This window comes from Azoarcus sp. L1K30, assembly GCF_018122735.1.
GTDB lineage: Bacteria > Pseudomonadota > Gammaproteobacteria > Burkholderiales > Rhodocyclaceae > Parazoarcus.
On sequence record NZ_JAGRRD010000001.1, the window covers coordinates 2,843,289 to 2,870,035 of the forward strand.

25 protein-coding genes are annotated in these 26,747 nt (G+C 65.4%); 19 read left to right on the plus strand and 6 right to left on the minus strand.

Going from position 1 to position 26,747, the window contains the following annotated elements:
• The first annotated feature begins 286 nt into the window (after window positions 1–286).
• Window positions 287–1,186 carry a LysR family transcriptional regulator gene (locus J5J83_RS13145; RefSeq protein WP_212349808.1) on the plus strand — a complete coding sequence of 300 codons (900 nt, stop codon included), beginning with the start codon at window positions 287–289 and terminating at the stop codon, window positions 1,184–1,186.
• Window positions 1,187–1,210: 24 nt separating this feature from the next.
• Here J5J83_RS13145 and J5J83_RS13150 read toward each other — a convergent pair whose 3' ends face one another.
• The 5 genes from J5J83_RS13150 to hpaR form a co-directional block, all read right to left on the minus strand.
• Entirely contained in the window at window positions 1,211–2,002 is a 792-nt protein-coding gene (locus J5J83_RS13150) for an enoyl-CoA hydratase-related protein (RefSeq protein WP_212349810.1), read from the minus strand.
• Window positions 2,003–2,021: 19 nt separating this feature from the next.
• On the minus strand, window positions 2,022–4,190 hold the full coding sequence (locus J5J83_RS13155; RefSeq protein WP_212353118.1) for an acetate--CoA ligase: 2,169 nt from the start codon (window positions 4,188–4,190) through the stop codon (window positions 2,022–2,024).
• A 7-nt stretch (window positions 4,191–4,197) separates the two neighbouring features.
• Window positions 4,198–4,980: an enoyl-CoA hydratase/isomerase family protein gene (locus J5J83_RS13160; protein WP_212349812.1), complete on the minus strand. Its 783-nt coding sequence runs from the start codon at window positions 4,978–4,980 to the stop codon at window positions 4,198–4,200.
• A 61-nt stretch (window positions 4,981–5,041) separates the two neighbouring features.
• On the minus strand, window positions 5,042–5,941 hold the full coding sequence (locus tag J5J83_RS13165) for a MurR/RpiR family transcriptional regulator (RefSeq protein WP_212349814.1): 900 nt from the start codon (window positions 5,939–5,941) through the stop codon (window positions 5,042–5,044).
• Window positions 5,942–6,232: 291 nt separating this feature from the next.
• The gene (gene hpaR, locus J5J83_RS13170) at window positions 6,233–6,763 is read right to left on the minus strand and encodes a homoprotocatechuate degradation operon regulator HpaR (RefSeq protein WP_212349816.1); all 531 of its coding nucleotides are present in this window, start codon (window positions 6,761–6,763) and stop codon (window positions 6,233–6,235) included.
• A 250-nt stretch (window positions 6,764–7,013) separates the two neighbouring features.
• Between hpaR and J5J83_RS13175 the strand changes: the two genes are divergently transcribed.
• The 14 genes from J5J83_RS13175 to J5J83_RS13240 all read left to right on the plus strand — a co-directional run bounded on the left by J5J83_RS13175 (window position 7,014) and on the right by J5J83_RS13240 (window position 20,542).
• Window positions 7,014–7,565, plus strand: coding sequence for a TRAP transporter small permease (locus J5J83_RS13175; protein WP_212349818.1), 552 nt, complete (start codon window positions 7,014–7,016; stop codon window positions 7,563–7,565).
• A complete protein-coding gene (locus tag J5J83_RS13180) occupies window positions 7,562–8,893 on the plus strand; it encodes a TRAP transporter large permease (RefSeq protein WP_212349820.1) in 1,332 nt (443 codons plus the stop codon). The genes J5J83_RS13175 and J5J83_RS13180 overlap by 4 nt, the downstream gene beginning before the upstream one ends.
• Before the next feature lie 30 nt (window positions 8,894–8,923).
• A complete protein-coding gene (locus J5J83_RS13185) occupies window positions 8,924–9,613 on the plus strand; it encodes a fumarylacetoacetate hydrolase family protein (RefSeq protein ID WP_212349822.1) in 690 nt (229 codons plus the stop codon).
• Window positions 9,610–10,398 (plus strand): fumarylacetoacetate hydrolase family protein, encoded by a 789-nt coding sequence (locus tag J5J83_RS13190; protein WP_212349824.1) that lies wholly within the window; start codon window positions 9,610–9,612, stop codon window positions 10,396–10,398. The genes J5J83_RS13185 and J5J83_RS13190 overlap by 4 nt, the downstream gene beginning before the upstream one ends.
• Window positions 10,395–11,849, plus strand: a complete 1,455-nt coding sequence (gene hpaE, locus J5J83_RS13195) for a 5-carboxymethyl-2-hydroxymuconate semialdehyde dehydrogenase (protein ID WP_212349826.1) — start codon at window positions 10,395–10,397, stop codon at window positions 11,847–11,849. Before J5J83_RS13190 ends, hpaE begins: the two co-directional genes overlap by 4 nt.
• A 153-nt stretch (window positions 11,850–12,002) precedes the next feature.
• A complete protein-coding gene (locus tag J5J83_RS13200) occupies window positions 12,003–13,151 on the plus strand; it encodes an MBL fold metallo-hydrolase (protein ID WP_212349828.1) in 1,149 nt (382 codons plus the stop codon).
• A 30-nt stretch (window positions 13,152–13,181) separates the two neighbouring features.
• A complete protein-coding gene (gene hpaD / locus J5J83_RS13205) occupies window positions 13,182–14,030 on the plus strand; it encodes a 3,4-dihydroxyphenylacetate 2,3-dioxygenase (RefSeq protein WP_212349830.1) in 849 nt (282 codons plus the stop codon).
• A gap of 50 nt (window positions 14,031–14,080) precedes the next feature.
• Window positions 14,081–14,467, plus strand: a complete 387-nt coding sequence (locus J5J83_RS13210; protein WP_212349832.1) for a 5-carboxymethyl-2-hydroxymuconate Delta-isomerase — start codon at window positions 14,081–14,083, stop codon at window positions 14,465–14,467.
• Between the two features lie 23 nt (window positions 14,468–14,490).
• Window positions 14,491–15,294, plus strand: coding sequence for a 2-oxo-hept-4-ene-1,7-dioate hydratase (hpaH, locus tag J5J83_RS13215; protein ID WP_212349833.1), 804 nt, complete (start codon window positions 14,491–14,493; stop codon window positions 15,292–15,294).
• A gap of 10 nt (window positions 15,295–15,304) precedes the next feature.
• A complete protein-coding gene (locus tag J5J83_RS13220; RefSeq protein ID WP_212349835.1) occupies window positions 15,305–16,102 on the plus strand; it encodes an HpcH/HpaI aldolase/citrate lyase family protein in 798 nt (265 codons plus the stop codon).
• Between the two features lie 16 nt (window positions 16,103–16,118).
• Window positions 16,119–17,573 (plus strand): NAD-dependent succinate-semialdehyde dehydrogenase, encoded by a 1,455-nt coding sequence (locus tag J5J83_RS13225; RefSeq protein ID WP_212349837.1) that lies wholly within the window; start codon window positions 16,119–16,121, stop codon window positions 17,571–17,573.
• 80 nt (window positions 17,574–17,653) lie between these two features.
• Window positions 17,654–18,685, plus strand: a complete 1,032-nt coding sequence (locus J5J83_RS13230; protein ID WP_212349839.1) for a TRAP transporter substrate-binding protein — start codon at window positions 17,654–17,656, stop codon at window positions 18,683–18,685.
• A gap of 69 nt (window positions 18,686–18,754) precedes the next feature.
• The gene (locus tag J5J83_RS13235; RefSeq protein ID WP_212349840.1) at window positions 18,755–19,525 is read left to right on the plus strand and encodes a class II aldolase/adducin family protein; all 771 of its coding nucleotides are present in this window, start codon (window positions 18,755–18,757) and stop codon (window positions 19,523–19,525) included.
• A 42-nt stretch (window positions 19,526–19,567) separates the two neighbouring features.
• Complete coding sequence (locus tag J5J83_RS13240; RefSeq protein ID WP_212349842.1) at window positions 19,568–20,542, plus strand: 2-dehydropantoate 2-reductase; 975 nt, start codon at window positions 19,568–19,570, stop codon at window positions 20,540–20,542.
• Window positions 20,543–20,592: 50 nt separating this feature from the next.
• Here J5J83_RS13240 and hppD read toward each other — a convergent pair whose 3' ends face one another.
• Complete coding sequence (hppD, locus tag J5J83_RS13245; RefSeq protein WP_212349844.1) at window positions 20,593–21,672, minus strand: 4-hydroxyphenylpyruvate dioxygenase; 1,080 nt, start codon at window positions 21,670–21,672, stop codon at window positions 20,593–20,595.
• Between the two features lie 440 nt (window positions 21,673–22,112).
• On the opposite strand from hppD, the gene J5J83_RS13250 reads away from it, so the two are divergent.
• From J5J83_RS13250 to J5J83_RS13265, 4 genes are all read left to right on the plus strand, one after another.
• Window positions 22,113–22,820, plus strand: coding sequence for an alanyl-tRNA editing protein (locus J5J83_RS13250; RefSeq protein ID WP_212349846.1), 708 nt, complete (start codon window positions 22,113–22,115; stop codon window positions 22,818–22,820).
• 84 nt (window positions 22,821–22,904) lie between these two features.
• The gene (locus J5J83_RS13255) at window positions 22,905–24,332 is read left to right on the plus strand and encodes an AAA family ATPase (protein WP_212349848.1); all 1,428 of its coding nucleotides are present in this window, start codon (window positions 22,905–22,907) and stop codon (window positions 24,330–24,332) included.
• 5 nt (window positions 24,333–24,337) lie between these two features.
• Complete coding sequence (locus J5J83_RS13260) at window positions 24,338–25,909, plus strand: VWA domain-containing protein (RefSeq protein WP_349251894.1); 1,572 nt, start codon at window positions 24,338–24,340, stop codon at window positions 25,907–25,909.
• A complete protein-coding gene (locus J5J83_RS13265) occupies window positions 25,906–26,736 on the plus strand; it encodes a DUF364 domain-containing protein (protein ID WP_212349850.1) in 831 nt (276 codons plus the stop codon). The genes J5J83_RS13260 and J5J83_RS13265 overlap by 4 nt, the downstream gene beginning before the upstream one ends.
• Window positions 26,737–26,747 lie beyond the last annotated feature (11 nt).

Here is a 26,747-nt window from a genome sequence, read left to right on the forward strand (position 1 = left end):
GCGGCTATGCAGCAGAATGTGCGCGCCTCTTGGCTGTAATGGCCCCACTTGGTGGTGCCAGCATTGTTGCGACGCAAGTCCGTGACACTACGACGACGAACGCAGCGGTGCGAAGCAGGCAATGATCCGCCGCGATCCCGTCACCCGGTTCCCGGACGCGGCGACGCGGCACCGGCGAAGGTGGCCCGGCCAATCCCCACTGAATCGTCATGGCATGCGCGCGCAATCTGGTGTGTACTGCGCCTGTGCGGAATAGGCCGCACACTGGACGCACGCAAGGCCTGCCATGGAGCTCTACCACCTCAGAACCTTCGTCACGGTCGCGGAGGAACGCCATCTCACGCGCGCGGCCGACCGCCTGTTTGTCAGCCAGCCCGCGATCAGCGCGCACATCAAGGCACTCGAGGATGAACTCGGCCTTGCCTTGTTCGAGCGTACCCCGAAAGGCATGGTGCCGACAGCGGCGGGCGAAGCGCTCGCTGCCCGTGCCCGGCACGCCTTGTCGGCCGTGGCGGAGATCGGCCTGCATGCACAGGAGTTGCGCGGCGAGGTAATCGGTTCGGTACGCATCGGCCTGAACACCGACGCCAGTTTCCTCAAACTCGTCGAACTGCAGCAACTGCTCAAGGCCCGCCACCCCCGCCTTGATCTCGAATTTCTCGGCGGCACCACGGGCGCCAACATGCCAAAACTCAACAAGGGCCGCCTGGATGCAAGCTTTGTGAGTGGCGCAGTCGACGACACGGTGTTCGACAGCCAGGTGCTGCGGGAAGAGGAAATGGCGATTGCCGCACCGACGGCCCTGCGGGATGCCATCGGCGACGCGGATATCGCCACCCTGGCCCGTCAGCCGTGGATCCATTCCTCGCCCGACCGGATACAGCACGCGGTCATGCAGGCGATGTTCGAGCCGCACGGCTTGCAGCCCATCCGCAGCATGCTCGCCAACCAGAAGGATGCCGTACTCGCCCTCGTCGCGGCCGGCGTCGGCCTGGCAATCACGCGTCGACAGGACATCGAGCGTGCGGCCGAGGCGGGGGCCATTTATGCCATACCGCTGCCATTGCAGCCCGTGCCCACCGTCAGCCTGCGCTTTGCCTGCCTCAAGCGCCGGGCGGACGAGCCCTTGTTGCGGGCCGTGAGTGCGGCGGTACGGTCCGTGTGGACCGAGCACGCCGCACCGTGAAGGGACGTGCGTCGAGCATGCGGGTCAGGATTTCTCCAGCATCTTCCTCACCGCCTCCAGATGCTCGGGCTCGTTGTGGCACATGCCCTGGAAGGCCGCGCTGAGATCGAGGAAATCCTTGAGCTCCATGCGCTGCGCCATCTTCATCAGGCGTTTGGTCAGGCGTACCGCCTTAGGCGGCTGAGCGGCGAAGCGGGCGGCGATCTCGCCGGCGCGCGTCATCAGCGCGTCCGGGGCCACCACCTCGAGCACGATGCCGATCTCCTTCGCTTCGGCCGCACCCACGATGCGCCCGCTCAGCGTCAGCTCGAAGGCACGCTGGTAGCCGATCAAGCGCTGCATGAACCAGGCCCCGCCGTCACCGGGGATAATGCCGAGGTTGAGGAAGGTTTCGCCAAACTTGGCCCTTTCCGAGGCGACGCGGATATCGGCCATATTGGCGAGATCGAAGCCGGCACCGATGGCCGGGCCGTTGACCGCGGCGATAATCGGCACCTCGACCTGCTGCAGCGCCAGCGGAATACGCTGGATGCCGCGGCGGTAACGGGTGGCGACCTCGGCCACGTCGCCAGCAAAGTCGCCGCCGCGCTCGGCCATGTCCTTGACGTTCCCGCCGGAGGAGAAGGCCGCGCCGGCACCGGTGACGACGAGGACCGACACCTCGTCGCAGCGGTTGATCCACTCGGCGACCGCGATGATGTCCTCGATGAGCGCGGTACCGGTCAGCGCGTTGCGCACGTCGTCGCGATCGAGGGTGAGCGTGGCGACGCGGTTGGCCACGATCAGCCGCGCGTCGGTGAGTTGGGGCAGATTCATTGTGCGGGCTCCAGCAGGGTCAGAGAACGGAACGGTTGACGATGACGCGCGCATCGACAGCGGCATAGCCTTCGGGGTAGGCGATCACCGGGTTGAGGTCGAGCTCGGAAATCTGCGGATACGCACTGACGATGCCCGACACCTTGAGCAGCAGGTCGACGAGTGCGGCCTTGTCGGCCGGCGGTTCGCCACGCGCACCTTCCAGCACCTTGCGCGCCTTGAGTTGATCGACCATGGATTCGGCATCGTGCTGCGACAGCGGAATGGCGCGGAAAGCGACGTCCTTTAGAATCTCGACGAAAATGCCGCCCAGCCCGAACATCAGCACCGGGCCGAAGATGGGATCGCGGCTGACGCCGATGATGACCTCGGTGCCCTTCTTCGCCATCGGCGTCACCAGCGCACCGCGAATGTCGGCATTCGGATCGTAGGCGCGACACGACGACATGATGCGGTCGAAAGCCTGGCGCAGGTCGGCCTCGCCATGCAGGTTCAGTTTCACCCCGCCGGCATCGGACTTGTGCAGGATGTCCTTGGAGACGACCTTCATCACCAGCGCCTGGTCGCCGAACTGCGCCGCGACCGCTGGCAGCTCGTCCGCACTGCGGACCACCACTTCCGGCGCCACATCGACACCATGCGCGCGCAACAGCGTCTTGGCCTCGAACTCGAACAGATCGCGGCCTTCATTCTGCGCTCGGGCGAACATCGCCTTCATGTCCTCGCTCGGCACCACCGCAGGCGCATGTGAGTCGGCAGCACGGCTCTTGAGGTAGATGCCGCGCTCGCCCAGGGCGGCAAGCACGCGCACGGCATGCTCGATCGAGGTATACACCGGCAGACCGGCCTCGTGCAGCCGACGCAGCGCCGGCGGCTTGATCGGCGCATAGAGGCTGTAGACCACCACCGCCTTGTCGACACGGCGGGCGAGTTCGATCATCGACTCCGCCCCCCGCATCTCGCCACCCAGCAGGTCTTCGGCGAAGCGAATGCTGTAGCCGCCGAACATGCCGACGAGAAAGATGCTATCCACGTTGTCGTCTTCGGCCACGATTTCCATGCACTCGGCCAGCAGTGCCGGATTGGCATCGCTGCTGCCGGCCACGTCCACCGGATTGACCAGCGAGGCCTGCGGGAACAGGATCTCGCCGAGGCGACGACGGGTATGCTCGCTGAGTTCGGCCAGCTCCAGCCCCGCTTCAGCCAGGCGGTCGGAGGCAATCGTGGCCTGGCCGCCGCCGTCCGAGATCACCGCCACACGCTTGCCCGGCGCCTTCTGCATCAGCCCCAGCCCTTCGGCCACGGGCAGGATTTCATTGGAATGCTGCACGACGCTGACACCGACCTGGCGCAGCAGGTCGACGGTCATCGCATAACTGCCGGCCAGCGCGCCGGTGTGCGAACTGGCCGCTTTCTGCCCCTGCTCGGTCGAGCCCGACTTGTACACCACCACCGGCTTGACGGCCGAAATCTCGCGTGCGACCTCGAGAAAGCGCTGACCATCGCGGAAGCCTTCGACGTAAAGGGTCGCAACCCGCGTGTTCGCGTCTTCACCGAGGTAGCGCAGGTAGTCGTTGAAGCCGATATCGGTCTGGTTGCCGGGGCCGACATAGGTGGAAAAGCCGACATGGCCGTTGTGCTCCGCTTCCAGCACCAGCGACAGCAGCATGTTGCCGGACTGCGAGATGAAGCCGATGTCGCCGGGCTTGACGTTGGCCAGCGCCAGCAGGTTCACCTTCTTGTGCAGGTTGAACATGCCCGAAGTATTGGGCCCGATCACGCGCACGCCGCCGGCACGTGCGGCATCGAGCACCTGCTGTTCGAGCTTCGCGCCCTCGGAGCCAATTTCCTTGAAGCCGCTGGCGAGCACGATCGCGCCCTTCACCCCCTTGCGCCCGCATTCGGCGAGAATGCCGGGCACGGTGCTGGCAGGGGTGCAGATCAGCGCCAGATCGACCGGCCCCGGCACCGCGTCGAGCGAGGCGCAGGTCTTCACGCCGAGAACCCTGTCGATCTTAGGGTTGATCGGGTAGATCGCGCCGCGATAACCGTCCTTAATCAGCCCGATCATGGCCTTGTAGCCGCGCTTGGTGGGGTCGGCCGAAGCGCCGACGATGGCAATGGAATCCGGTGCAAGAAAATCGTGCAACGGGCTTTTTGCCGGCAGCGTTGCCGGCTGATCGTGCATGCTCATGTCACTCTCCCTTGAAGACCGGATCACGCTTCTCGGCGAAGGCATCGACACCTTCCTGCCAGTCGCGCGTGGTGCCGACGAACATCATGCCTTCGAGCTCCGCCGTCAGCGCGGCATCGAGCGTGCGCTCGGCAGCCATGTTGAGTTGCTCCTTGGCCAGCTGCATCGAGAACGGCGCCTTGGTGGCCAGCCTGCGCGCAAAGTCGCGCGCCGCACCATGGAAGCCCTCATCCGCAAAGCATCGGTTGGCCAGGCCGATGCGCACCGCCTCCTCCCCGCCGATGCGCTCGCCGAGGAAGACCAGTTCGCGCGCCTTGGCCAATCCCACCAGCCGCGGCAACAACCAGGTCACTCCGCCGCCGAGGAAATTGCCGATACTGATTTCAGGCAAGCCGATCCTGGCGCTGCCGGCCATGACGATGAAGTCGGACGCCATCGCCAGCTCGGCGCCTGCGCCCAGCGCATAGCCATTGACCGCGGCCACGACGGGCTTGCCCAGCTGCATCAGGCGCTTGCACACGACCTGCTCACCCTGCAGGTACTGCCGGCGATCGAACGCGGTGCGCCCGACCTTGTGCTCCTTGAGATCAGCCCCGACGCAGAACGCACGTCCCTCGCCCGTGATCAGCACCACCCTGGCATCACGGTCGGCCTCGGCACGGCCGAGTGCATCGTTGAATTCCTCATACAGTTTCGCGGTCACCGCGTTCAGGCGATGCGGACGGTTGAAACGGATCTCGGCGATTCCGTCCGTCATTGAATAGAGAATGGTTTCGTAGTTCATCGTTGTTCCTCTTTCTGTCGTACCGACGACGGAATTCATCAGCATCAGGCGCGCTCGGCACTCAACGCATCTCGATGTCCAGCGCTGCAATGAATTGTTCGTGGCGCTCGAGTGACTTCAGCGCCTTGCCGCCGAGCGCCTTGGCGACAAGGTTGATCAGGCCCTCGCAGAACACCGCGTAAGCACCGATGCTGTTGCTGATGAAACTGCTTGCATGAGGAATGAAGAACGCGTGATCCGCACAGGCCGTCAGCGGTGAGGCGCGCGAATCGGTCAGTGCGATCACGCTGATGCCGGCGGCAGATGCCGCGCTAGCAACCATCACCGCCTGCCGGCTGTAGGGGGAGACGCCCGACAGCAGCAGCACATCGCCCCCGCGCATGTGCGCGAGCGAGGCCGCAATGCTTTGCCCCGGCCCGTCGAGCAGGCCGACATCCGGGCGGACCAGACCGAGACCATAGGACAGCAGACTCGCCACCGCATGCATCTGGCGCGCACCGAACACTCGCACCCTGCGCGCCCGTGCCAGCACCCCGGCCGCCGCGGCGAGGTCACTGGCATCGAGCTGGGACAGACAGCCGTCGATGTTGCGGATCGACTCCTGTGCCAGCTGCGCCACCACGGCCAGCGGCCCGCTCCCTGCGTGTTCGTCATCATCGAGCAGGCGTTGCCCCTGCTCGCTGTAGAAGCGCTGTTGCCCGCGCGTCAGCGCATCACGGAAGACCTGCTGAAACTGGGCGAAGCTGTCGTACCCGAGGCTGCGCGCCAGCCGCGACAGGGTGGAGGCATTGACGCCCACGCTGGCGGACAGCGACATGATGCTGCTGACAGCGACCTCATCCGGGCGCTCGACCAGACTCGCCAGCACCTTGAGCGCCTTGCTGCCCAGGGAAATCTCGGCCTCGCCGCGACTGATGCGGACCACCAGCTCGCGCAGCGCCTGCACCGTGGGCGGCGCCATGGTCACATTGCCAGCTCTCTCTTCGTCCGCCATGCGGCACCCTGTCAGGTCTCACTCCTGGTGCAGGACCGGCACCGTCGCGCTGGCGCGTGGCACACACGGAGCAAGACAAATTTGTGCAAAACATCTTGCAAATCAGCCCTTACGTGCAAGTTTAATTGCACGATGGACAGTCGTGCAAGCCGAGCTGCACGCAGGCAGCGCGCCGGCAGCGAGTCCACGGCGTCGGACTCGACCGCGTTCGAGCGCATCTGGCAGCAGACCCCAGCCAGGCCCGGTTCCGGTTCCCGACTAGTCCTGGTCGGCGCGTACGGCCGCGGCGCGTTTGCGGCCATTGCCTTTCTGCGCCCCGATCGACAACGCGGTCTCGGGCAGCGGCACGTGCGCCACCGGTCGCGACTCATACTGCAGCACGCGGTCGAGCATCGCGTACAACTGCGTCAGCAGATCCTCGCCCACCGCGGCCTCCAGGTGGTGGTATTGCGCTTCGATGAGTGGCGCCAGTTCCTCGACCATGGCCTGGCTGTGGGCGGTCAGGCGCACCAGCACCCGACGCTGATCTTCCGGCACGCGCCGGCGCTCGACCAAGCCCACATCCTCCATGCGTGAAAGCACACCGGCGAGACTTGGGCTCAGGATCTGACAGGCCTCACAGATCTGCCACGGCTCGAGTGCGTCCTGCTCGCTCAGCGCCCGCATCACCCGCCACTGCTGCTCGGTAATGCCGTAATGGGCGAGGATGGGACGAAAGTGACTCAGAAAACTTTCCCGCGACTTGAGCAACAGCAACGGGAGGTTGCGAAAAGCGATCTTGCGCGGCATGGCCAGCGCTCCTTGCATCAGAGTGATTGAAATCGGTACGCGAGACAAACGTTCCGGACTGCCATTTTACCGCTTGACTTACTAAGATGTTATCGGTTTAATTACTAACATATTAACAAGTTCAAAGCGCCTCCGTTCGGCGCAATCCCTGACAAGGAGTGGAGACAATGCAGATCCAACGTTCGCCCCGCACTTCGCTGCTGACCGCTGTACTCGATGCCCCTCTACCGCGGACGGCACGGCAATGAGCATGAGCGCCACACACGACCCGATGGGCCAGCCTCACGAGCTGGTGGAGCACAACCGCATCGAGCACTACCTGATCCTGGGCAGTAAGGGCATGGCATTGAGCGGGGGGATGCTGTTCGTCGCCCTGATCGGCATGTCACTGGTCTCGATCGTCGGGCGCAAGACGGGCTTTGGCTCGGTGACCGGCGACATCGAGCTGATGCAGGCCGGCACGGCCGTCGCAGCAGGCGCATTCCTGCCGTATTGCACCCTGCTTGGCGAGCATCTCAAGGTCGATTTCTTCACCGAAAGCCTGCGCGCAGGTCTCAAGCGTTCAATTGACGGTTTCGCAGACCTGCTGCTCGCCCTCTTCGCAGCCCTGCTGGCTTGGCGCACCGGACTTGCGGCCCTCTCGCTCCATGACGTCGGAGAAGTCACACCGCTAGTGTCGCTGCCGGTGTGGATTCCGGTTGCGGCGCTGGTACCGAGCCTGGCCATGATGGGTGTGTGCGCGGCGTATCGTTTCGTGGCCGCATTCTCATCACGCAAGATGCTGGTCGGAGGTGAAGCATGAGCGGCACGATGATCGGCATGATCGGCTTTACCGGGCTGCTCGGCCTGCTCGCGGTGCGCATCCATATCGGTATGGCCATGTTCATTGCCGGCGCAGCGATCTACCTGGCAGTGAACACGTGGGAGCCCGCCGGGTTGCTGTTCACCCTCAACAACCTGGTCTATGCCCGCCTGTCGAATTACGACCTGGCCGTCATCCCCCTGTTCATCCTGATGGGCCAGTTCGCCACCCATGGCGGACTGTCGAAGGCGTTGTTCCGCGCCGCCGGCTCCCTGATCGGACACTGGCGCGGTGGCCTGGCCATGGCCTCGACCGCAGCGTGCGCGGCATTCGGGGCGATCTGCGGCTCCTCGCTGGCCACCGCGGCGACCATGGGTCAGGTCGCACTTCCCGAGTTGCGCGCACACGGCTACTCGGGAAAGCTCGCCACCGCCACGCTCGCGGCAAGCGGTACGCTCGGCATCCTGATCCCGCCTTCCGTGCCGCTGGTGATCTACGCCGTGCTCACCCAGGAGTCGATCGGCAAGCTCTTCGTCGCCGCAGTCATCCCGGGCATTCTCGCGGCCCTCGGCTATCTGCTGGTCATCCGCATCATGGTCACCCGCGATCCGTCAGCCGGCCCGGCCGGCGAACGCGCCAGCCTGGGCACCATGCTGCGCGCCCAGCTCGGCATCCTGCCGGTCCTGATGGTGTTCCTGGTGGTGATCGTCGGCATCTACGGCGGCTGGGCCAACCCCACCGAAGCCGCATCGATCGGTGCAGCGGCCTGCGGGATCATTGCTGCGGTATCAGGCGGAATGAAGACGAAGGACTTCGTACAGAGCGTATATGGCACCGCCCACGCCACCGCAATGATCTTTGTCGTGCTGCTTGGCGCCGACCTGCTCAACGCATCGCTCGCGCTGTCCCAGATGCCGGTCGAACTTGCCAACTGGGTCAAGGACAGCGGCTTCGAGCCGATGCTGGTGCTGCTTGCCATCCTGCTGATCTACCTGGTACTGGGCTGCGTGATGGATTCGCTGGCCATGATCCTGCTGACCATCCCCATCTTCTACCCCGTCATCATGGGCCTCGACTTCTTCGGCATGTCCGATGCGGACAAGTCGATCTGGTTCGGCATCGTCGCCCTGATGGTGGTCGAAATCGGCCTGGTGACCCCGCCGGTCGGCATGAACCTGTACGTCATCAACAAGATTGCGCGCGACGTGCCACTGAAGGACACGGCCAGCGGCGTGCTGTGCTTCCTCGCCTCCGATCTCCTGCGCATCGCCCTGCTGGTCTTCGTGCCAGGCATCTCGCTGTGGCTGGTTCATGCGACCGGCGGCTGACCCATTCAATCAATGTCCCGAGTCCGAATCATGACGTCTCAATTCTCCTCATCCTCCTTACCGGCGCCGCAAGTGGGCACGGTCTACGGTGTGGTCCTGAACGACCACCGCTCACTCGCCCGTTTTGGCGATGCGCTCGAAGCCCCCCCCTACAAGGGCGCACCAAAAGCGCCGGCAATGTACCTGAAGCCGGCCAATACCATCGTCGCCGACGGCGCCACGGTTCGCCTGCCCAAAGGCGAGACCGCGGTCGAGATCGGTGCCACGGTCGGCATCGTCATCGGCCGCCCGGCGGCACGCCTGACTGCGGACAGCGCATTGGCAGCGGTTGCGGGCTATGTGCTGGTGGCAGACCTCAGCCTGCCGCACGCAAGCTACTACCGGCCGGCGATCCGCGAGAAATGCTTCGACGGCGCCTGTCCGGTTGCTGCGCGGACCGTGCCCGCAGCCGAGGCCGGCAGACTTGCCGACCTCAAGCTCACCATCAGTGTGGATGGCGTAGCCGTTGGCACACGCACGTTTACCGAGCTGGTACGCGACGTTCCCCGCCTGCTCGCCGACGTGACCGAGTTCATGACCCTGTCGGTTGGCGACGTATTGCTGCTCGGCGTCGAGTACCAGGCCCCTCAGGCCAGGGCCGGCAGCAGCGTGCACATCGAGGCGGGCCCGCTCGGCACGCTCGGGTTCAACATTCAAGCTGCAACGGAGGCCGCACAATGAGGCGCGCACGCATCGCCTGGCAGGGCGCAATCCACGAAGCCGTGCCGCACGGCGAACAACAACTCAAGCTCGCCGACGGCCGCATCGTCGATGAGACCGAAGTCATCTGGCTGCCGCCGGTCGTACCGGGCACCGTGTTCGCACTCGGCCTGAACTACGCCGACCATGCGAAGGAACTCGCGTTCAAGGCGCCCGACGTACCCCTGGTCTTCCTCAAAGGCCCCAATGCCATCACCGGACACCGTGCTTTCAGCCGCCGCCCTGCAGATGCAAGCTACATGCACTACGAGTGCGAGCTGGCAGTGGTCATCGGCAAGACCGGCACCCGCATCGCGAAATCCGATGCGATGGACTACGTTGCCGGCTACACCGTGGCCAACGACTACGCGATCCGCGACTACCTCGAAAACTGGTACCGCCCCAATCTGCGGGTGAAGAACCGCGACGCCTGCACCCCGCTCGGCCCCTGGCTGGTCGATCGTGATGACGTCGCCGACCCGACGCGGCTGGCGCTCACCACCCGCGTCAACGGCGTCACCACCCAGCAGGGCACGACCGCCGACATGATCTTCGACATCCCGACCCTGATCGAATACCTGTCGTCCTTCATGACCCTCGCCCCGGGCGATCTCATTCTCACCGGCACCCCGGAAGGCCTGGCCGACGTCAAAGCGGGCGATGTCGTGGAAACCGAGATCGAAGGCATCGGTTGCCTGATGAACACCATCGTCGATGACGAAACCTGGTTCGCCAACGCGCATTTCGATAAAGCGAGAACAGCATGATCAAGCACATCATCAATGGCCGGAAGGTCGACAGCGCAGAAACCTTCCAGACCATCAACCCGGCCACCGGCGAGGTGCTCGCCGAAGTCGCCAGCGGCGGCGCTGAAGAGGTCAATGCGGCGGTGGCCGCTGCCAAGGCCGCGTTTCCGGGCTGGGCCGCCACACCGGTCAAGGAGCGCGCGCGTCTGGTACGCAAGCTGGGCGAGCTGATTGCGGCCAACGTCGAGCCGATCGCCGACATGGAAACCGCCGACTGCGGCCAGGTGACAAACCAGACCAAGCGCGTGCTGATCCCGCGCGCGTCCGACAACTTCAACTACTTCGCCGAGCTGATCCAGCACATGCATGGCGAAACCTACGACTCCGACACCGGCCACCTGAACTACACGCTGTGGCAGCCGGTCGGTGTGTGCGCGCTGATCTCGCCGTGGAACGTGCCCTTCATGACCGCGACGTGGAAAACGGCACCCTGCCTGGCCTTCGGCAATACCGCAGTGATGAAGATGTCCGAGCTGTCACCACTGACCGCCAATCGCCTGGGCGAGCTGGCGCTCGAAGCCGGCATCCCGCCGGGCGTCTTCAACGTGGTGCAGGGTTTCGGCGACAAGGCCGGAGAACCGCTGGTATCGCATCCGGACGTGCGCTCGATCTCCTTTACCGGCTCCACCGCCACCGGCAACCGCATCGTCAAGGCCGCAGGACTGAAGAAGTTCTCGATGGAGCTCGGCGGCAAGTCGCCCTTCATCATCTTCGACGATGCCGATTACGAACGCGCCCTCGACGCCGCGATCTTCATGATCTTCTCCAACAACGGCGAACGCTGCACCGCCGGTTCGCGGATCATCGTCCAGGCCGGCATCTACGACAAATTCGTCGCCGATTTCGCCGCCCGCGCGTCGCGTCTGACCGTCGGCGACCCGATGGACCCGAACACCGTGATCGGCCCGATGATTTCCAGGGGTCACATGGACAAGGTCAATTACTACATCGAGCTCGGCCAGCAGGAAGGCGCGGAGGTCGTCTTCGGCGGCGGCACGCCGGTGGTCGATGACAGGTTCAGGAACGGCTTCTGGGTGCAGCCCACCGTCTTCGCCAACGTCGACAACAGGATGCGCATCGCCCAGGAAGAGATCTTCGGGCCGGTGCCCTGCATCATCCCCTTCAAGACCGAAGAGGACGCGGTGCGCATCGCCAACGACACCATCTACGGCCTGTCGTCCTACCTGTGGACCAACAACACCGGGCGCGCCATTCGCCTGGCCAAGGCCATCGAGTCGGGCATGACCTTCGTCAACAGCCAGAACGTGCGCGATCTGCGCCAGCCCTTCGGCGGTTCCAAGGCCTCGGGCACCGGCCGCGAAGGCAATCATTACAGCTTTGAAGTGTTCTGCGAGGCCAAGAACATCGCGGTTTCGTATGGCGACCACCACATCCCGCGCTGGGGCATCTGAGCCTGCCCCAGCCTCGAGGAGGAGAAAGGCCGGAGCGGTTCGATGAAGTCCATGAAGCCCGCCCCGGCGCCCGAAGCACCACGGTAGTACCCAAGCGCACATCGGCCTCGGCGCAGAAATAGACCAATAGAGGACACGAAGGAGACAGTCTCAATGAACATAATCACTCTTGTTGCCCGGATCGCCGAGGCATGCCAACTGGGGTCCAGCAGGACTGACCGGTCAGCCCTTCCGACCCAGGCCTTCGAGCCTGGCGCCACCCGCGTGGGGCACCTGCCTGCCCGCTTCGATCACCAAATCCGAGCGACGCCAGCTGGATCAATTCGAGTCCACAAACCCGTGTGCGCGAAGCTGCTGGGCCTGGCGACCGCGCTTGCCCTGATCTGCAGCGCCGCGCAGGCGGAAGAACTGATGCGGGTCACCCTGCTCGGCACAGGCTCACCGCGCCCGGCCCCCGACCGCAACGGGCCGAGCACCCTGGTCGAGGCGGGCGGCCTGCGGCTGATGTTCGATTTCGGGCGCGGCAACACGGTGGCCCTGTTTCGCCTGAAAGTCCCGATTGGCAGCATCGACGCCCACTTCCTCACCCACATGCATTCCGATCACATCAACGGTCTGCCAGACACTTACCTGACCGGCTGGCTCGGGACGCCCTATGCCAATCGAACCAAGCCCTTTCGCCTTTTCGGCCCGAAGGGCACGCAAGCGATGATGGAGAACCTTTATGCCGCATTCTCGGAGGACCGCCGCATCCGCCAGGAGGATGAAGGCTATCCTCTGTCCGGGGTCGCATTCGATGCCAAGGATATCGAGGAAGGGACCGTCTTCGAGCAGGATGGAGTGCGGGTCAGTGCTTTCCCGGTCGATCACGGCGAGCATATCAAGCCGGCGTTCGGTTATCGCATCGACTACCGCGGCCATGCCGTGGTCCTGTCAGGCGACACCCGTTATTCGAAGCGCATCGAAAAGGAGGCGACGGGCGCCGACCTCCTGGTTCACGAAGTCGCCACCGTCTCGGGCAACCCGGACAAGGTGCTGGCGGACTTCCCCAACTATCGCACCATCCTTGCGCATCACACCAATCCGGTCGAGGCGGGGCGCCTGTTCGCTGCCGCCAGACCGAAGCTGGCGGTGTATAGCCATATCGTCAGTCCCGACAATCCGGCCAAGGGCGTGCCGTCCGCAACGCCAGCCGAGATCGTTGCACAAACCCGCCAGAGTTACGACGGCCCGCTGGTCGTCGGCGAGGATCTGATGCGCTTCTCGGTGACGGATGACGGCGTAGAGCAAATCAAGAACTGAATCACGAACTCAAGCAAAAGGAATCATCTCATGGGCAAACTCGCTCTCGCCGCCAAGATCACCCACGTACCCTCCATGTATCTGTCGGAAATCGACGGACCGCACAAGGGCTGCCGTCAGCCCGCCATCGACGGCCACATCGAGATCGGTCGCCGCTGCCGCGAACTCGGGGTGGACACCATCGTCGTGTTCGACACCCACTGGCTGGTGAATGGCGGCTATCACGTGAATTGCGCGCCGCATTTCGAAGGCGTGTACACCAGCAATGAGCTGCCGCACTTCATCAAGAACATGCCCTATGCCTATGACGGCAACCCGGCGCTGGGCAAGATCCTGGCCGAAGTGAGCACTGCCGAGGGCATCCACACCCGTGCCCATGACGCCACCACGCTGGCGCTGGAGTACGGCACTCTGGTGCCGATGCGCTACATGAACACCGACCGTCACTTCAAGGTGGTATCGGTGTCGGCATTGTGCACCGTGCATAACCTCGAAGACTCGGTGCGCCTCGGCGCGGCGATGCGCAAGGCCGTGGAGGAACAGTACGACGGCACGGTGGCCTTCTTCGCCAGCGGTTCGCTGTCGCACCGCTTCGCGCAGAACGGCACCGCCGAAGCATTCATGCACAAGATGTGGAGCCCCTTCCTCGAGACCATGGACCGCGCCGTAGTCGACATGTGGCAGCGCGGCGACTGGAAGACCTTCTGCGCGATGCTTCCCGAGTACGCCGACAAGTGCCACGGCGAAGGCTTCATGCATGACACCGCAATGCTGCTCGGCGCACTTGGGTGGGACGCTTACCAGGGCAAGGTCGAGGTGATCACCCCCTTCTTCGGCAGCTCCGGCACCGGCCAGATCAACGCCGTGTTCCCGGTCTGACCCCACGCCGACCCCGACAGAGCCCCCTACCACACACGGAGCCCGCACAGATGGCGCACCTCATCTTCGAATACACCGACAACCTCGGCACCGCGGCCGACATCCCTGGTCTGCTGCGAAAAGCCAATCAGGTGATGATCGCCCAGGATGTATTTCCTGTCGGCGGCATCCGTTCGCGCGCGATCGAACTCAAGGACTACTGCGTCGCCGACGGCAGCGCCGACGACGCCTTTGTTCATGCGACGGTCAAGATCGGCGCCGGCCGCAGCGCGGATGCACGGCAGAAAACAGGCGACGAGCTGTTCGAGATGATGAAGGCCCACTTCGCCGAGCTCTACGCCAGCCGCGGCCTGGCGCTCTCGCTCGAGCTCATCGAGTTTTCCGAAGCCGGCACATGGAAGCACAACAACCTCCACGCCCGCTACCGCAAGACCTGAACCCGATACAGGACCCGAACATCATGCTCCCTCCCGATACCATCGCTGCCATCGCCCGGCGCCTGCACCAGGCCGAGAAGAACCGCGAACAGGTGCGCGCGCCCTCGCTCGACCACCCCGAGATCACCATCCCCGACGCCTACGCAGTGCAGCGCGAGGGCATCCGCCTCAAACTGGCCGAAGGCCGCACGATCAAGGGCCACAAGATCGGCCTGACCTCACGCGCCATGCAGATGTCGTCGCAGATCGACGAGCCCGACTACGGCACCCTGCTCGATGACATGTTCTTCGACGACGGCGCCACGATCCCCAATGGCCGGTTCATTCTGCCGATGGTCGAAGTCGAACTCGCCTTCATCCTGTCGCGCCGCCTGGAAGGCGAGAACGTGAGCCTGTTCGACGTGATCTCGGCTTCCGAGTACGTGACCCCGGCCATCGAGATCATCGACGCACGCTGCCACCGGGTCGACCCCGAGAGCAAGCGCCCGCGCAAGGTCATGGACACCATCTCGGACAACGCAGCCAATGCCGGCATCATTCTGGGCGGACGTCCGATCAAGCCCCTGGACGTCGACCTGCGCTGGATCTGCGCCCTGCTCTATCGCAATGGCGTGATCGAGGAAACCGGCGTCGCCGCCGGTGTGCTGAACCACCCGGGCAACGGCATTGCCTGGCTGGCGCGGAAGTTTGCCCCCCACGGCGTCGCACTGGAAGCCGGACAGGTCATTCTCGCCGGCTCCTTCACCCGCCCGGTAGCGGCCCGCCCGGGCGACACCTTCCAGGCGGACTACGGCCCGATGGGCAGCATCAGCTGTCACTTCGCCTGAGGAATGCACCATGCTGATGCCCGAAAATCACTTCAAGCGCGCGCTCGCCGCGGGCGAGTTCCAGGTCGGCGCGTTTCTTGGCCTGATCGATCCTTATTGCGCCGAGATCATGGCCAGCGCCGGCTTCGACTGGCTGATGATAGACGGCGAGCACGGCCCCAATGACCCACGCTCGGTGCTCGCCCAGCTTCAGGCGATCGCACCCTACCCGGTCAAGGTGGTCGTGCGCACCGTGGATCACGACGCCGCGCGTATCAAGCAGTATCTTGATGTCGGCGTACAGTCGCTGCTGGTGCCGATGGTCGAATCCGCAGAGCAGGCCCGTGCGCTGGTACGCGCCATGCGCTATCCGCCGTCCGGCATCCGCGGCGTCGGCACCGCACTCGCCCGCGCCGCACGCTGGAACGGCGTCGATGGCTACTTCGCCCAGGCCGATGCACAGATGTGCCTGATCGTGCAGATCGAATCGCGCGCCGGACTCGAGGCGATCGACGAAATCCTTGCAGTGGAAGGCGTCGATGCGGTCTTTGTCGGTCCGTCCGACCTCGCCGCATCCCTCGGCCACCTCGGCAACCTCGGGCACCCGGAAGTCATCACCGTGGTCAGCGACGCCCTTTCGCGCATCGCCGCCGCCGGCAAGGCCGCCGGGGTGTTTTCCGCCGACCCCGCGGCCGCCGAGCGCTACCGCCAGGCCGGCGCCAGCTTCGTTGCCGCCGGCGTCGACACCCTGCTGCTACGCAACGCTGCCGTGCAGCTTGCAAGCCGCTTCAAGTCTGCCGACGCCCCGCGTGCCGGCGCAGCTTACTGATCATCAGGAACATGCCATGCTGAACCTCAAGGATCCCGGCCTGCTGAGGCAGGCTTGCTACATCGACGGCCACTGGGTCGCCGCGGACAGCGGAGAAGCCTTTCCGGTCACCGACCCGGCTGACGGCCAGGTCATTGCCAGCGTACCCCGTGCGGGCGCGGCCGAAACCGAACGCGCCATCGCCGCGGCGCAGAAGGCCCTGCCCGCCTGGCGCGCACGCACCGCGGCCGAGCGCGCCCGCATCCTGCGGCGCTGGTACGAACTGATGCTCGCGCATCAGGACGACCTCGCACTCATCATGACGGCTGAGCAGGGTAAGCCGTTGGCCGAGGCGCGAGGCGAAATCGCCTATGCCGCAGCCTATCTCGAATGGTTCTCCGAAGAGGCCAAGCGCGCCTACGGCGACGTCATTCCCTCACCGTTCGCCGACCGCCGCATCGTGGTCACCAAGGAACCGGTCGGCGTCTGTGCGGCCATCACACCGTGGAATTTCCCCTCGGCGATGATCACCCGCAAGGCCGGCCCTGCACTCGCGGCCGGCTGCACGATGATCCTCAAACCCGCCGAGCAGACCCCGCTGTCGGCGCTCGCACTGGCTGAACTGGCCGAGCGGGCCGGCGTGCCCGCGGGCGTGTTCAGCGTCGTCACCGGCGATGCGCGTGCCATCGGCGGTGTGCTCACCGCCAGCCCGGTGGTGCGCAAGCTCACCTTCACCGGCTCGACCGAAGTCGGCCGTCTGCTGATGCAGCAGTGCGCGCCGACGATCAAGAAGCTGTCGCTCGAACTCGGCGGCAACGCCCCCTTCATCGTCTTCGATGACGCCGATCTCGACGCCGCGGTCGCCGGTGCCATGGCGTCCAAGTACCGCAACGCCGGCCAGACCTGCGTGTGCAGCAATCGCTTTCTGGTGCAGGAAGGCGTGTACCAAGCCTTTGCCGACAAGCTCGCCACCGCCGTGGCGGCTCTCAAGGTCGGCAAAGGCACGGAAGACGGCGTGACCCAGGGACCGCTGATCGATGAGGCCGCCATTGCCAAGGTCGAGTCGCTGGTCGCTGACGCCCTCAGCAAGGGCGCCCAGGTGGTGTCCGGTGGCTCCCGCCACGCGCTCGGCGGCACCTGGTTCCAGCCCACCGTGCTCACCGACACGACACCCGACATGGCGGTGGCGAAGGAAGAAATCTTCGGTCCTGTGGCCCCGCTGTTCCGCTTCCGCACCGAGGAAGAGGCAATTGCCATGGCCAACGACACCGAATTCGGTCTGGCCGCCTATTTCTACTCGCGTGACATTGGCCGCGTCTGGCGGGTCTCGGGCCAGCTCGAATACGGCATGGTCGGCATCAATACCGGCCTGATCTCGACCGAGGTCGCGCCCTTCGGCGGCGTCAAGAACTCGGGCCTTGGTCGCGAAGGTTCGCACCATGGGCTCGATGAGTACATGGAGTTGAAGTACCTGTCGATGGGCGGGCTTTAGCACCGTCTTTCGTATCTGCGTAGCACCACCAGACACTCGCGCATCCGTTCGCGAGGCAATTCGATCATCAGGAGACAACCATGAACACCCTGCGCCTTTCATCCCTCGCCCTGCTTGCCGGCTTTGTCGCGCTGCCCGCCGCCGCGCAGGAAGTCACGCTGAAAGTCAGCCACTTCCTGCCCGGCATGGCCCTCGCCCAGAAGGCCGTGCTCGAGCCCTGGTGCGAGGATCTCGGCCGCGCCTCGGCCGGACGCATCAAGTGCCAGTTTTTCCCATCGATGCAGCTCGGCGGCACGCCGGCGCAATTGCCCGACCTGGTGAAGAACGGTGTCGCCGACATCGTATGGACCGCGCCGGGCTATTCGGCGGGCCGCTTCCCCAAGACCGAAGCGCTCGAGCTGCCGGGCGTGCTGCCGTTGGGTGGTGTTGCGCAAGGACGGGCGATCTGGCCCTTCTTCGAACAACACCTGCAAGCTGAATACGGTGCATTCAAGGTGCTTGCCATGCACGGCGACGGGGGCATGAACATCCACACGGCGAAGACGGCGATCAAATCCGCCGACGACCTCAAGGGCCTCAAGCTGCGCGCGCCGAACCGCACCATCGCCCGCACCCTGACCGTGCTCGGTGCCACACCGGTGGCGATGCCGCCCGCACAGATGACCGAAGCCATTTCCAAGGGTGTCGTCGATGGCGCGTCCGCGGTATGGGAGGTCATCGTGCCCACCAAACTCGACGAGGTCACGCACTTCCACATGGAAACCCCGGCCGATCAGCCGGCGATGGGCTCGACCATTCTGACCGTGCTGATGAACAAGGAACGTTATGCGGCCCTCCCCGCCGATCTGCGCGACATCATCGACCGCTACAGCGGCATGGCACTGGTCGAGCGTTTCGGCCAGGCGTGGGATGGTGCGATCACCGGCGCACGCGACAAGGTGAAGGCCGCCGGTCACACGGTGACCCAGGTTGAAGGCGCTGCCTACACCACCATGCGCGAACGTGCGCTCCCGGTCGAACAGGAGTGGATTGCCGACGCCAAGGGCAAGGGCTTCGACGGCGCCGTACTGGTTGCCGCCGCCCGCGACGCCGCCGCCAAGACCCGCCCCTGATACCGAACCCACCTCCCCCATGGCCGTTGCCCGGTTCAGGGCAGCGGCCCCCATTCTGAGGAACAGCCGATGTCGAACACCAAACGCTACTACGAACACCCCGCCCGCTTCGGCGACACCGAATGGCAGGCCCGCGTGCAGCTTGCCGCGATGTACCGCATCTTTGCCTATCTCAAGTGGGACGAATCGATCTACAACCATATCTCGCTGCGCGTGCCTGGCGAACCCGGTCACTTCCTGATCAACCCCTTCGGTCTGCATTACTCGGAAGTGTGCGCATCCAATCTGGTCAAGATCGACATCGACGGCAACATCATCGGCCATGCCGATTGGCCGATCAATCCGGCTGGTTTCACCTTTCATAGCGCGATCCATGCAACGGTGCCGGACGGCCACTGCGTGATGCACGTCCACACCACGGCAACCCAGGCCGTGTGCTGCCTGAAGGACGGGCTGTCGTTCAGCAACTTCTATGCGGCACAGCTCTACGGCAAGATCGCCTACCACGACTTCGAGGGCATTACCGTCCATCTGGACGAAGGTCAGCGCATCCTCGCCAGTGCGGGCGACAAACCCGTGCTGCTGCTGCGCAACCACGGACCGGTCGTGATCGGCGCAACCCTGGCACAGGCCTTCTCGCTGATGTGGCTGGTCAATCGCGCCTGCGAGATTCAGCTCGCCACCCAATCCATGGGACAGGCGCTTGAATTGCCGACGCCGGTTCTGGAAAAATGCGTGGCAGACTCGCTGAACTTCGATCCCAAGTACGGCGCCGGAGAAGACGCCTTCGCCGCCTTTGTCCGCCTGGTCGAAAGGCAGGACCCAGGCTTTCGTCACTGAGCACCCGGTTTCGGCCCTCCCGCCACGGGTGAAGGAGCAGGAATGAAGATCTGCCTGTACGGCGCCGGCGCGGTCGGCGGCCTTATCGGGGCACGCATTGCCGCCACCGGTCAACCCTTGTCGGTGGTCGCACGCGGCTCGACGCTGGCCGCGCTGCAGCACGACGGCCTCGGCCTTCAGCAAGTGGATGGCCGCCGCCACTTCGCGGTCACTGCGGTGGCCGACCCTGGCGAACTGGGGCCGCAGGATCTCGTGATCGTTGCCGTCAAGGAGCCGGCGATGGCCGCCGTCGCCGAGGCCATCGGGCCGCTGATCGGGCCCGACACCAAGGTGATGACGGCCATGAACGGCGTGCCGTGGTGGTTCTTCGACGGCCTGCCCGGGCCGCTGGCCGGCGCCACCCTTACCAGCGTCGACCCCACGGGCGAACTGCGCAGTCGCATCCCCTCCGCACAGGTCATCGGTTGCGTCGTGCATATCGCGTGCGCCACCCTGTCGCCTGGCGTCAGCCTGCACAAGATGGGCAACGGGCTGGTCATCGGCGATGCCACCGGCCCCGTCACGGTGGCCACCCGGGCGGTGGCCGGTCTGCTCACCGCGGCCGGCTTTGATCTCACCGTGTCCGATCGCATCCAGCGCGACATCTGGTTCAAGCTGTGGGGCAACATGACCATGAACCCGGTATCGGCAATCACCGGCGCCACCAGCGACCGCATCCTCGACGACGAACTGGTCGAATCCTTTTGTGTGCGGGTCATGGAAGAGGCCGCCGCCGTGGGCGAGCGCATCGGCTGCCCGGTGGCACAGAGTCCGGCCGAGCGTAACGCGGTCACGCGCAAACTGGGCGCGATGAAGACCTCGATGTTGCAGGACGTCGAGGCCGGCCGCGCGTTAGAGATTGATGCGCTGCTCGGCGTGGTGCACGAGATCGCCGGCAAGGCAGGCGTCGAGGTGCCCAACATCGCTGCCCTGCTCGGCCTGGTGAGGCTCTTTGCCCGCACCCGCGGGCTGTATTGAAATGCAGGCGCGCCTATCAGGGCGCGCCTTCCATGCCGAACGCGCCGGTACTATTCCGGGATCGTGATTGCGCCGCGCCGGATCTGGTCGCGTTCAAGCGATTCGAACAAAGCCTTGAAATTGCCCTCGCCAAAGCCATCGTCACCCTTGCGCTGGATGAACTCGAAGAACACCGGCCCGAGTAGGGTCTCGGAGAAGATCTGCAGCAACAGGCGGCGCTTGCCACCTTCGGTGCTGCCATCGAGGAGGATGCCGCGGGCGCTCAGTTCCGCCGCGTTCTCACCATGGCCGGGCAAGCGCTCGTCGAGCATCTCGTAATAGGTGGCCGGGGGCGCCGTCATCAGCGGAATGCCGGCAGCACGCAGCTTGTCCACACTGGCGATGAGATCGTCGGTGAGCAGCGCCACGTGCTGGATGCCTTCGCCGTTGAACTTCATCAGGAACTCCTCGATCTGCCCCGAGCCCTTCGACGCCTCTTCGTTGAGCGGAATGCGGATCTTGCCGTCCGGTGCGGTCATCGCACGCGAAGTCAGGCCGGTGTACTCGCCCTTGATGTCGAAGTAGCGAATCTCGCGGAAGTTGAAGATGCGCTCGTAGAAGCTTCCCCAATGGTTCATGCGGCCGCGATAGACGTTGTGCGTCAGGTGGTCGATGAGCTTGAAGCCATGCCCGACCGGATGCCGATCGACGCCTTCGATGAAGTTGAAGTCGATGTCGTAGATCGAGGTGCCGTCGCCGTAGCGGTCGATCAGGTACAGCGGCGCGCCGCCAATGCCCTTGATCGCTGGCAGGCGCAGCTCCATCGGGCCGGTCGGCATGTCCATCGGCTGGGCACCGAGCTCGATCGCGCGTCTGAACGCAAGATGCGCATCGCGCACGCGAAACGCCATGCCGCAGGCTGACGGCCCGTGCTCGGCGGCGAAATAGGCCGGAATGCTGCGCGGCTCTCGATTGACGATGAAATTGATATCACCCTGACGGTACAGGGTGACGTCCTTCGAGCGGTGCTGCGCCACGCGGGAAAAGCCCATCATCTCGAAGATGGGTTCGAGCACGTTGGGAATGGGCGAGGCGAATTCGACGAACTCGAAGCCCATGAGGCCCATCGGATTTTCAAAAAGGTCAGCCATTGTCTTGCTCCTGATAGCGAATGGTTCGGGTGGACCGCAGTCCAGGGTCGAAACGGCCTATCGGAACAAGGGGGGCGCACACGGCACCCCGCGCACACTGCGTGCGAGGTGATCGCCCACGAACAGCTCACTACCCCGTCCATGCCCGCGCGGCTGCGCTGAGCAGTCGTGGCAGCGAACCGGTGAACCGGGCTTGGGCATGCTGTGGTCTCCGCGGTGGCATGGGCGCGCTTGCGCCCTTGTTATTCGTTATAGTCCAACTACTTTAACACCACTGAAGACGAACGTCGTTCCCCCGAGGGGGACCGGGGCGCCCGGTGCGCCGCCAATCTCATCAGCCAGAACATTTGCATGTCCCGGACAACAGGGTAATAGTCCTGCTGCAAGCACCGCCAAGAGCGGGCACCTCACCCCCACACGCGAACCAACAAGGAGAGCCGATGACCGAACGTCTTTTCCATGCCGACAGCTATGCCCAGGCCTGCGACGCCATTGTCACCCGCAGCGAACCGGGCATCATCGAACTCGACCGCACCGTGTTCTACCCCACCGGCGGCGGCCAGCCCGGCGACATCGGTACATTGATCCTCGAGGACGGCAGCCGCCTCGAGGTGACCGACACGATCAAGGGCGATAGCGAGACCATCGTGCACCGCGTCGACGCCGCTGCCCCGGTGCCCGGCCCCGGCACCCGGCTGCGGGCAGAGATCGACTGGCCCCGGCGGCACACCCTGATGCGCTATCACACCTGCCTGCACCTGCTGTGCGCAGTGGTTGATGCTCCGGTGACCGGCGGCAAGATGGCCGTGGACAAGGCCCATCTCGACTTCGACATCGACATGGACAAACTGGTCGCTGCCGATATCGAAGCCGCGCTCAACGCCCTCATCGCGCGCGACCAGGCGGTGGAAACCGGATCGATCAGCGATGCGGAGCTCGACGCCAATCCAGGGTTGGTGAAGACCATGTCGGTACAGCCGCCGCGCGGACAGGGCAGCGTGCGCACCATCCGCGTCGGAGACATCGATTACCAGCCCTGCGGCGGCACCCATCTGCGCCACACCCGCGAGATCGGCACGGCCAGCGTGGTCAGAATCCGCTCGGAGGGCAAACGCAACAAGCGCGTGACGATCGTCCTCAATCGCTGAACCCGCCCGCCGCTGTCTGCGATGCATCCGGAGGACTTGGCCACGATCAAGAAAACTGCGCCGACGCGGTGCTAGGATCCGTTCATGGATCCGACGCCCTCACACAATTTCCCCGACCTGCGCGCGCGCCTGGCGGCCTTGCTCGACATGCTCGAAACCGGGCTGGTCGAGCGCCGCCAGGCGGTTCGCCTGAGCCTGCTCGGCGCGCTTGCCGGCGAACATACGCTGCTGATCGGCCCGCCGGGCACCGCCAAGAGCGAACTGGCGCGGCGCCTGCACACCGCGTTTGCCAATGCCCGCTATTTCGAGCGCCTGTTGACCCGCTTCTCGGTACCCGAAGAGCTGTTCGGCCCGTTGTCGATCAAGGCCCTCGAAGAGGACCGCTACGAGCGCCACACCGCCGGCTTCCTGCCCGACGCCTCGATCGCCTTCATCGACGAAGTATTCAAGGCCAACAGCGCCATCCTCAACGCGCTGCTGACGCTGCTCAACGAGCGCGAGTTCGACAACGGCGCCGGCCGCCAGCACTGTCCGCTGATCAGTGTGGTCGGCGCCACCAATGACGTCCCCGAGGACGAAGTGGCGGAGGCCTTTTTCGACCGCTTCCTGTTGCGTCTGCCGGTCGCACCGGTCAGCGCAGGCGGCTTTGCGCAGCTGCTGCAGACCCTGCACGGCGCGAACTGGACGGCGCCTCCCGCGGCGCTGCGCCTGGACACCACGGATCTCGACGCGCTGGCCAGCAGGGCCGGCAAGGTCGTTCTGGCCGTAGACGTGGGGGCGATCCTCGCCGAACTGCGCGCGCATTTCGCCGCAGAAGAAATCTATGTTTCCGACCGCCGCTGGGTCAAGGCCGTGTGGTGGCTGCGTATCGCCGCTGCGTGCGAAGGCCGCGCAACGGTGGCGGTGTGGGATCTGCTCCTGCTCCCGTGCTGCACCGCGCCCGATGCGCCGCGCCAGGCCGCGGTCGCCGAGTGGCTGCAGGCCCGTCTCGGTGTGCGCGAGGCATTCTCGCCACCGCGGCTGACACGGGTGATCGAAGCCTTCGAGGCGCAGCTCGACGCCGAATCGAAAGCCAACGAACTCGACTACGATGCTTCCGGACGCCTGCGCTTCTCCGCGACCGAACTCGCCGACGAGATTGGCGACGCCAAGGGCGGCGCCGGCGCACTGCGCATGCGCTACAACCGTCGGCGTCGTTACGGCGCCTGTCACATTGCGGCGCGTACCGGCCAGATCGATGCCCTGCTCGCCCGCATCGCAGGCTATGCCGACGAACTCGCCGCGCAGCGCGATGACCTGGCGGCCTACCTCGACAACAGTCTGTGGCTGGACCCCGTGCTCGGCCAGCGCGTAGACACCAATCTGGCGGCCGTGGCCACGGCGCTGGACAGTCTGCGACAGCGTGCAGAGGCGGCGCGCGAAGGCTTTACCCGCCTGCCCCGCCTGCCCGACAACGAAGACGATGGCAACGTGCCCGACCCCATCGCCGAGCCCCTGCCACACGCGCCGTGAACCCCGTGCCTCCCCAAGCGCGCCTGTTCGAGGCGCGCGAGCGGCGCCTGGCCGCACTCGACGCCTTGTCGCGCAAACTGTGGCTGGGTGGCATGACCCATGCCGAAGGCCAGCTCGAGCCACGCCTGGAAGGGCTGTGCCTGTTGCACGATGCCCTGTTCGCCGGGCAGTTGCCGCCTGCCGCCGTCTGGCCCTGGCCGCCGCCTCCGCTGACCGACGAACTGCACGCGACGCTGCAAGCGCTCACACTGCCGGCCTACTGTCGGGATCAGTCTGACTTGAGCGTCACGGTGCTGATGAGTGCGCTCTTCCACCTTGATTTCATCGTCGACTACCGCGATCGCGGTGCGGACCCATGCCAGGCGAGCCGAATGGCACTGGAGGCCTTTGCCGCCGACTGGCAGACGCGATGCGGCGAGATCGACGAATTGGTCGAGGTCTTCGGCAGCTTGCCCGACGGCAGCAAGAACACGCACTGGGACAGCCTGCGCGGCACCTTGCGCAGCGAGGGCTGGCAGGAGGTCCTGCGCATCCGTCGACTGATCGAAAAACTGCCGGAGTTGAGCCAGCTGATTCGCCGCCTCGGCCGCAGCCGCACCACCGACGAACCCGACCGCCACAGCCAGCGTCCGGTCGAGCGCATGGACGCGGCCATCGCCCGCCTGCCACAGGCGCGCAGCGTGCACATCCCCGATCTCCCCGGCGAGACCCGCGGCATCAAGCGCTCCGAGCGCATCGCGCGCATGTTGCCAGCCGAAGCCATGCTCCTGGGCCATCCACGCTTGCGCCTCGTGTGGCATGCACGTCGGGCCGAGCGTACGCTGCTCGCCTACGACGACGATGAGCGCATGGAGGAGCTGCACCAGCGGCAGGCGCCGACGCCGCGTCCGTCGCCACAAGCCGCGCCGGCGCGCCGGCTGGAGATGGGCCCACTGCTGATCTGTGTCGACACCTCGGGGTCGATGCAGGGCGGCGCCGAAGCGGTGGCCAAGGCCACCGTACTCGAGGCGGTACGCGCCGCTCACGCACAACAGCGCGACTGCCACGTTTTCGCCTTCGGCGGCCCGGACGAGGTGGTGGACATGGCGCTTGGCGTCGATGCCGGCGGCATCGAACGCCTGACGCGCTTTCTCTGCCAGACCTTTCGCGGCGGCACCGACATCTGCGGGCCGCTCGAGCACGCGATCGACAAGCTGGAAGACACCCGCTGGCAGCTGGCCGACCTGCTGCTGGCCTCGGACGGCGAATTCGGCGCCACCCCTGCCGTCGTCGCCCGCCTCAACCAGGCCAAGCAGACACAAGGTTTGCGTGTGCAGGGCATCCTCATCGGCGACCGCGAAACCGTCGGTCTGCTCGAAATAGCGGACGACATCCTGTGGGTGCGCGACTGGCGCCGTTTCGGCCATTCAGACGCAGACTCGCCGGTGCATTCGAAGAGCCTGACCGCGCTCTACTTTCCCGGGGCGCTGCGCAGCCCAGAAAACCGGCGCGCCACCGTCACCGGCGACACCGCCTCGGCCGCCGTCCGTGCCGGCCTGCACCGCGGCGAGACGCCCCCGAACCAGGAGACATCGTGAGTTTTGCCGACGACTACCTCGCCCAGCTCGAGCACTTTGCCGCCCGCAGCCCACTGCCGCGCATCCGCGCCCTGCACCTGCCACCGCTGCAGCCCAATACCGACGACCGCGGCGAATTCTGCGCATTGGAACTGGAAGACGGCTCGCTCGGCCTGTCCTACGTGCTGCTCGACGACACCCTTGCCCACCTGCACGCGCGGGCCGATCTGGCCGGGCTTGCCGGCACCGACGCCCTCGAGCTGGCGCGGCGTTACGCAGGCAGCAACGGGCTCGACAGAACCATCGGCTTCGCCGCCGCCAACGCCCTGACCCGATGCCTGTACACCCGCGCCGCTTTCTGCCCCGACACCAGCACCGACTCGATCGGCGAGCTGCAGCCCGTGGCCGGAGAACACATCGGCATGATCGGCCTGTTCCGGCCGCTGCTCGGCCGCATCCTCGCGGCCGGCGCCCGGCTCACCGTGGTCGAACTCAGGGCCGAACTCGCCGGCGAACGCGACGGCTACCGCGTCACCACCGACCCCGCTGCGCTTGCCGACTGCAGCAAGGTGGTATCGACCAGCACCCTGCTGCTCAACGACACCCTCGACCGCATGCTCGCCAGCTGCCGGCAAGCGTGCCGCTTTGCGATGATCGGCCCCAGCGCCGGCTGCCTGCCGGACGCCCTGTTCGCGCGCGGGGTGACCTTTGTCGGCGGCAGCTGGGTGACCGACCCGCCCGCCTTCATCGACGCCCTCCGGCGCGGGGTGCGCAGCAAGCACGCAGTGAAGTTCGGATTGACGCGCGACAACTACCCCGGCTTCGACGCGCTGCTGGCCCGCGTCTGAATTCGGTCGCC

Excerpts from the sequence above, each read along its gene's own strand:
- J5J83_RS13175 (WP_212349818.1), top strand. The coding sequence starts at position 7,014 with ATGAGCGCCACACACGACCCGATGGGCCAGCCTCACGAGCTGGTGGAG.
- J5J83_RS13165 (WP_212349814.1), bottom strand. The coding sequence starts at position 5,941 with ATGGCGCCGCCCACGGTGCAGGCGCTGCGCGAGCTGGTGGTCCGCATC.
- J5J83_RS13250 (WP_212349846.1), top strand. The coding sequence starts at position 22,113 with ATGACCGAACGTCTTTTCCATGCCGACAGCTATGCCCAGGCCTGCGAC.
- J5J83_RS13180 (WP_212349820.1), top strand. The coding sequence starts at position 7,562 with ATGAGCGGCACGATGATCGGCATGATCGGCTTTACCGGGCTGCTCGGC.
- J5J83_RS13150 (WP_212349810.1), bottom strand. The coding sequence starts at position 2,002 with ATGAATCTGCCCCAACTCACCGACGCGCGGCTGATCGTGGCCAACCGC.
- J5J83_RS13190 (WP_212349824.1), top strand. The coding sequence starts at position 9,610 with ATGAGGCGCGCACGCATCGCCTGGCAGGGCGCAATCCACGAAGCCGTG.
- J5J83_RS13185 (WP_212349822.1), top strand. The coding sequence starts at position 8,924 with ATGACGTCTCAATTCTCCTCATCCTCCTTACCGGCGCCGCAAGTGGGC.
- J5J83_RS13155 (WP_212353118.1), bottom strand. The coding sequence starts at position 4,190 with ATGCACGATCAGCCGGCAACGCTGCCGGCAAAAAGCCCGTTGCACGAT.
- hpaD (WP_212349830.1), top strand. The coding sequence starts at position 13,182 with ATGGGCAAACTCGCTCTCGCCGCCAAGATCACCCACGTACCCTCCATG.
- J5J83_RS13230 (WP_212349839.1), top strand. The coding sequence starts at position 17,654 with ATGAACACCCTGCGCCTTTCATCCCTCGCCCTGCTTGCCGGCTTTGTC.
- J5J83_RS13210 (WP_212349832.1), top strand. The coding sequence starts at position 14,081 with ATGGCGCACCTCATCTTCGAATACACCGACAACCTCGGCACCGCGGCC.
- J5J83_RS13240 (WP_212349842.1), top strand. The coding sequence starts at position 19,568 with ATGAAGATCTGCCTGTACGGCGCCGGCGCGGTCGGCGGCCTTATCGGG.
- hpaH (WP_212349833.1), top strand. The coding sequence starts at position 14,491 with ATGCTCCCTCCCGATACCATCGCTGCCATCGCCCGGCGCCTGCACCAG.
- J5J83_RS13235 (WP_212349840.1), top strand. The coding sequence starts at position 18,755 with ATGTCGAACACCAAACGCTACTACGAACACCCCGCCCGCTTCGGCGAC.
- J5J83_RS13220 (WP_212349835.1), top strand. The coding sequence starts at position 15,305 with ATGCTGATGCCCGAAAATCACTTCAAGCGCGCGCTCGCCGCGGGCGAG.
- J5J83_RS13200 (WP_212349828.1), top strand. The coding sequence starts at position 12,003 with ATGAACATAATCACTCTTGTTGCCCGGATCGCCGAGGCATGCCAACTG.
- hpaE (WP_212349826.1), top strand. The coding sequence starts at position 10,395 with ATGATCAAGCACATCATCAATGGCCGGAAGGTCGACAGCGCAGAAACC.
- hpaR (WP_212349816.1), bottom strand. The coding sequence starts at position 6,763 with ATGCCGCGCAAGATCGCTTTTCGCAACCTCCCGTTGCTGTTGCTCAAG.
- J5J83_RS13255 (WP_212349848.1), top strand. The coding sequence starts at position 22,905 with ATGGATCCGACGCCCTCACACAATTTCCCCGACCTGCGCGCGCGCCTG.
- J5J83_RS13160 (WP_212349812.1), bottom strand. The coding sequence starts at position 4,980 with ATGAACTACGAAACCATTCTCTATTCAATGACGGACGGAATCGCCGAG.
- J5J83_RS13145 (WP_212349808.1), top strand. The coding sequence starts at position 287 with ATGGAGCTCTACCACCTCAGAACCTTCGTCACGGTCGCGGAGGAACGC.
- hppD (WP_212349844.1), bottom strand. The coding sequence starts at position 21,672 with ATGGCTGACCTTTTTGAAAATCCGATGGGCCTCATGGGCTTCGAGTTC.
- J5J83_RS13225 (WP_212349837.1), top strand. The coding sequence starts at position 16,119 with ATGCTGAACCTCAAGGATCCCGGCCTGCTGAGGCAGGCTTGCTACATC.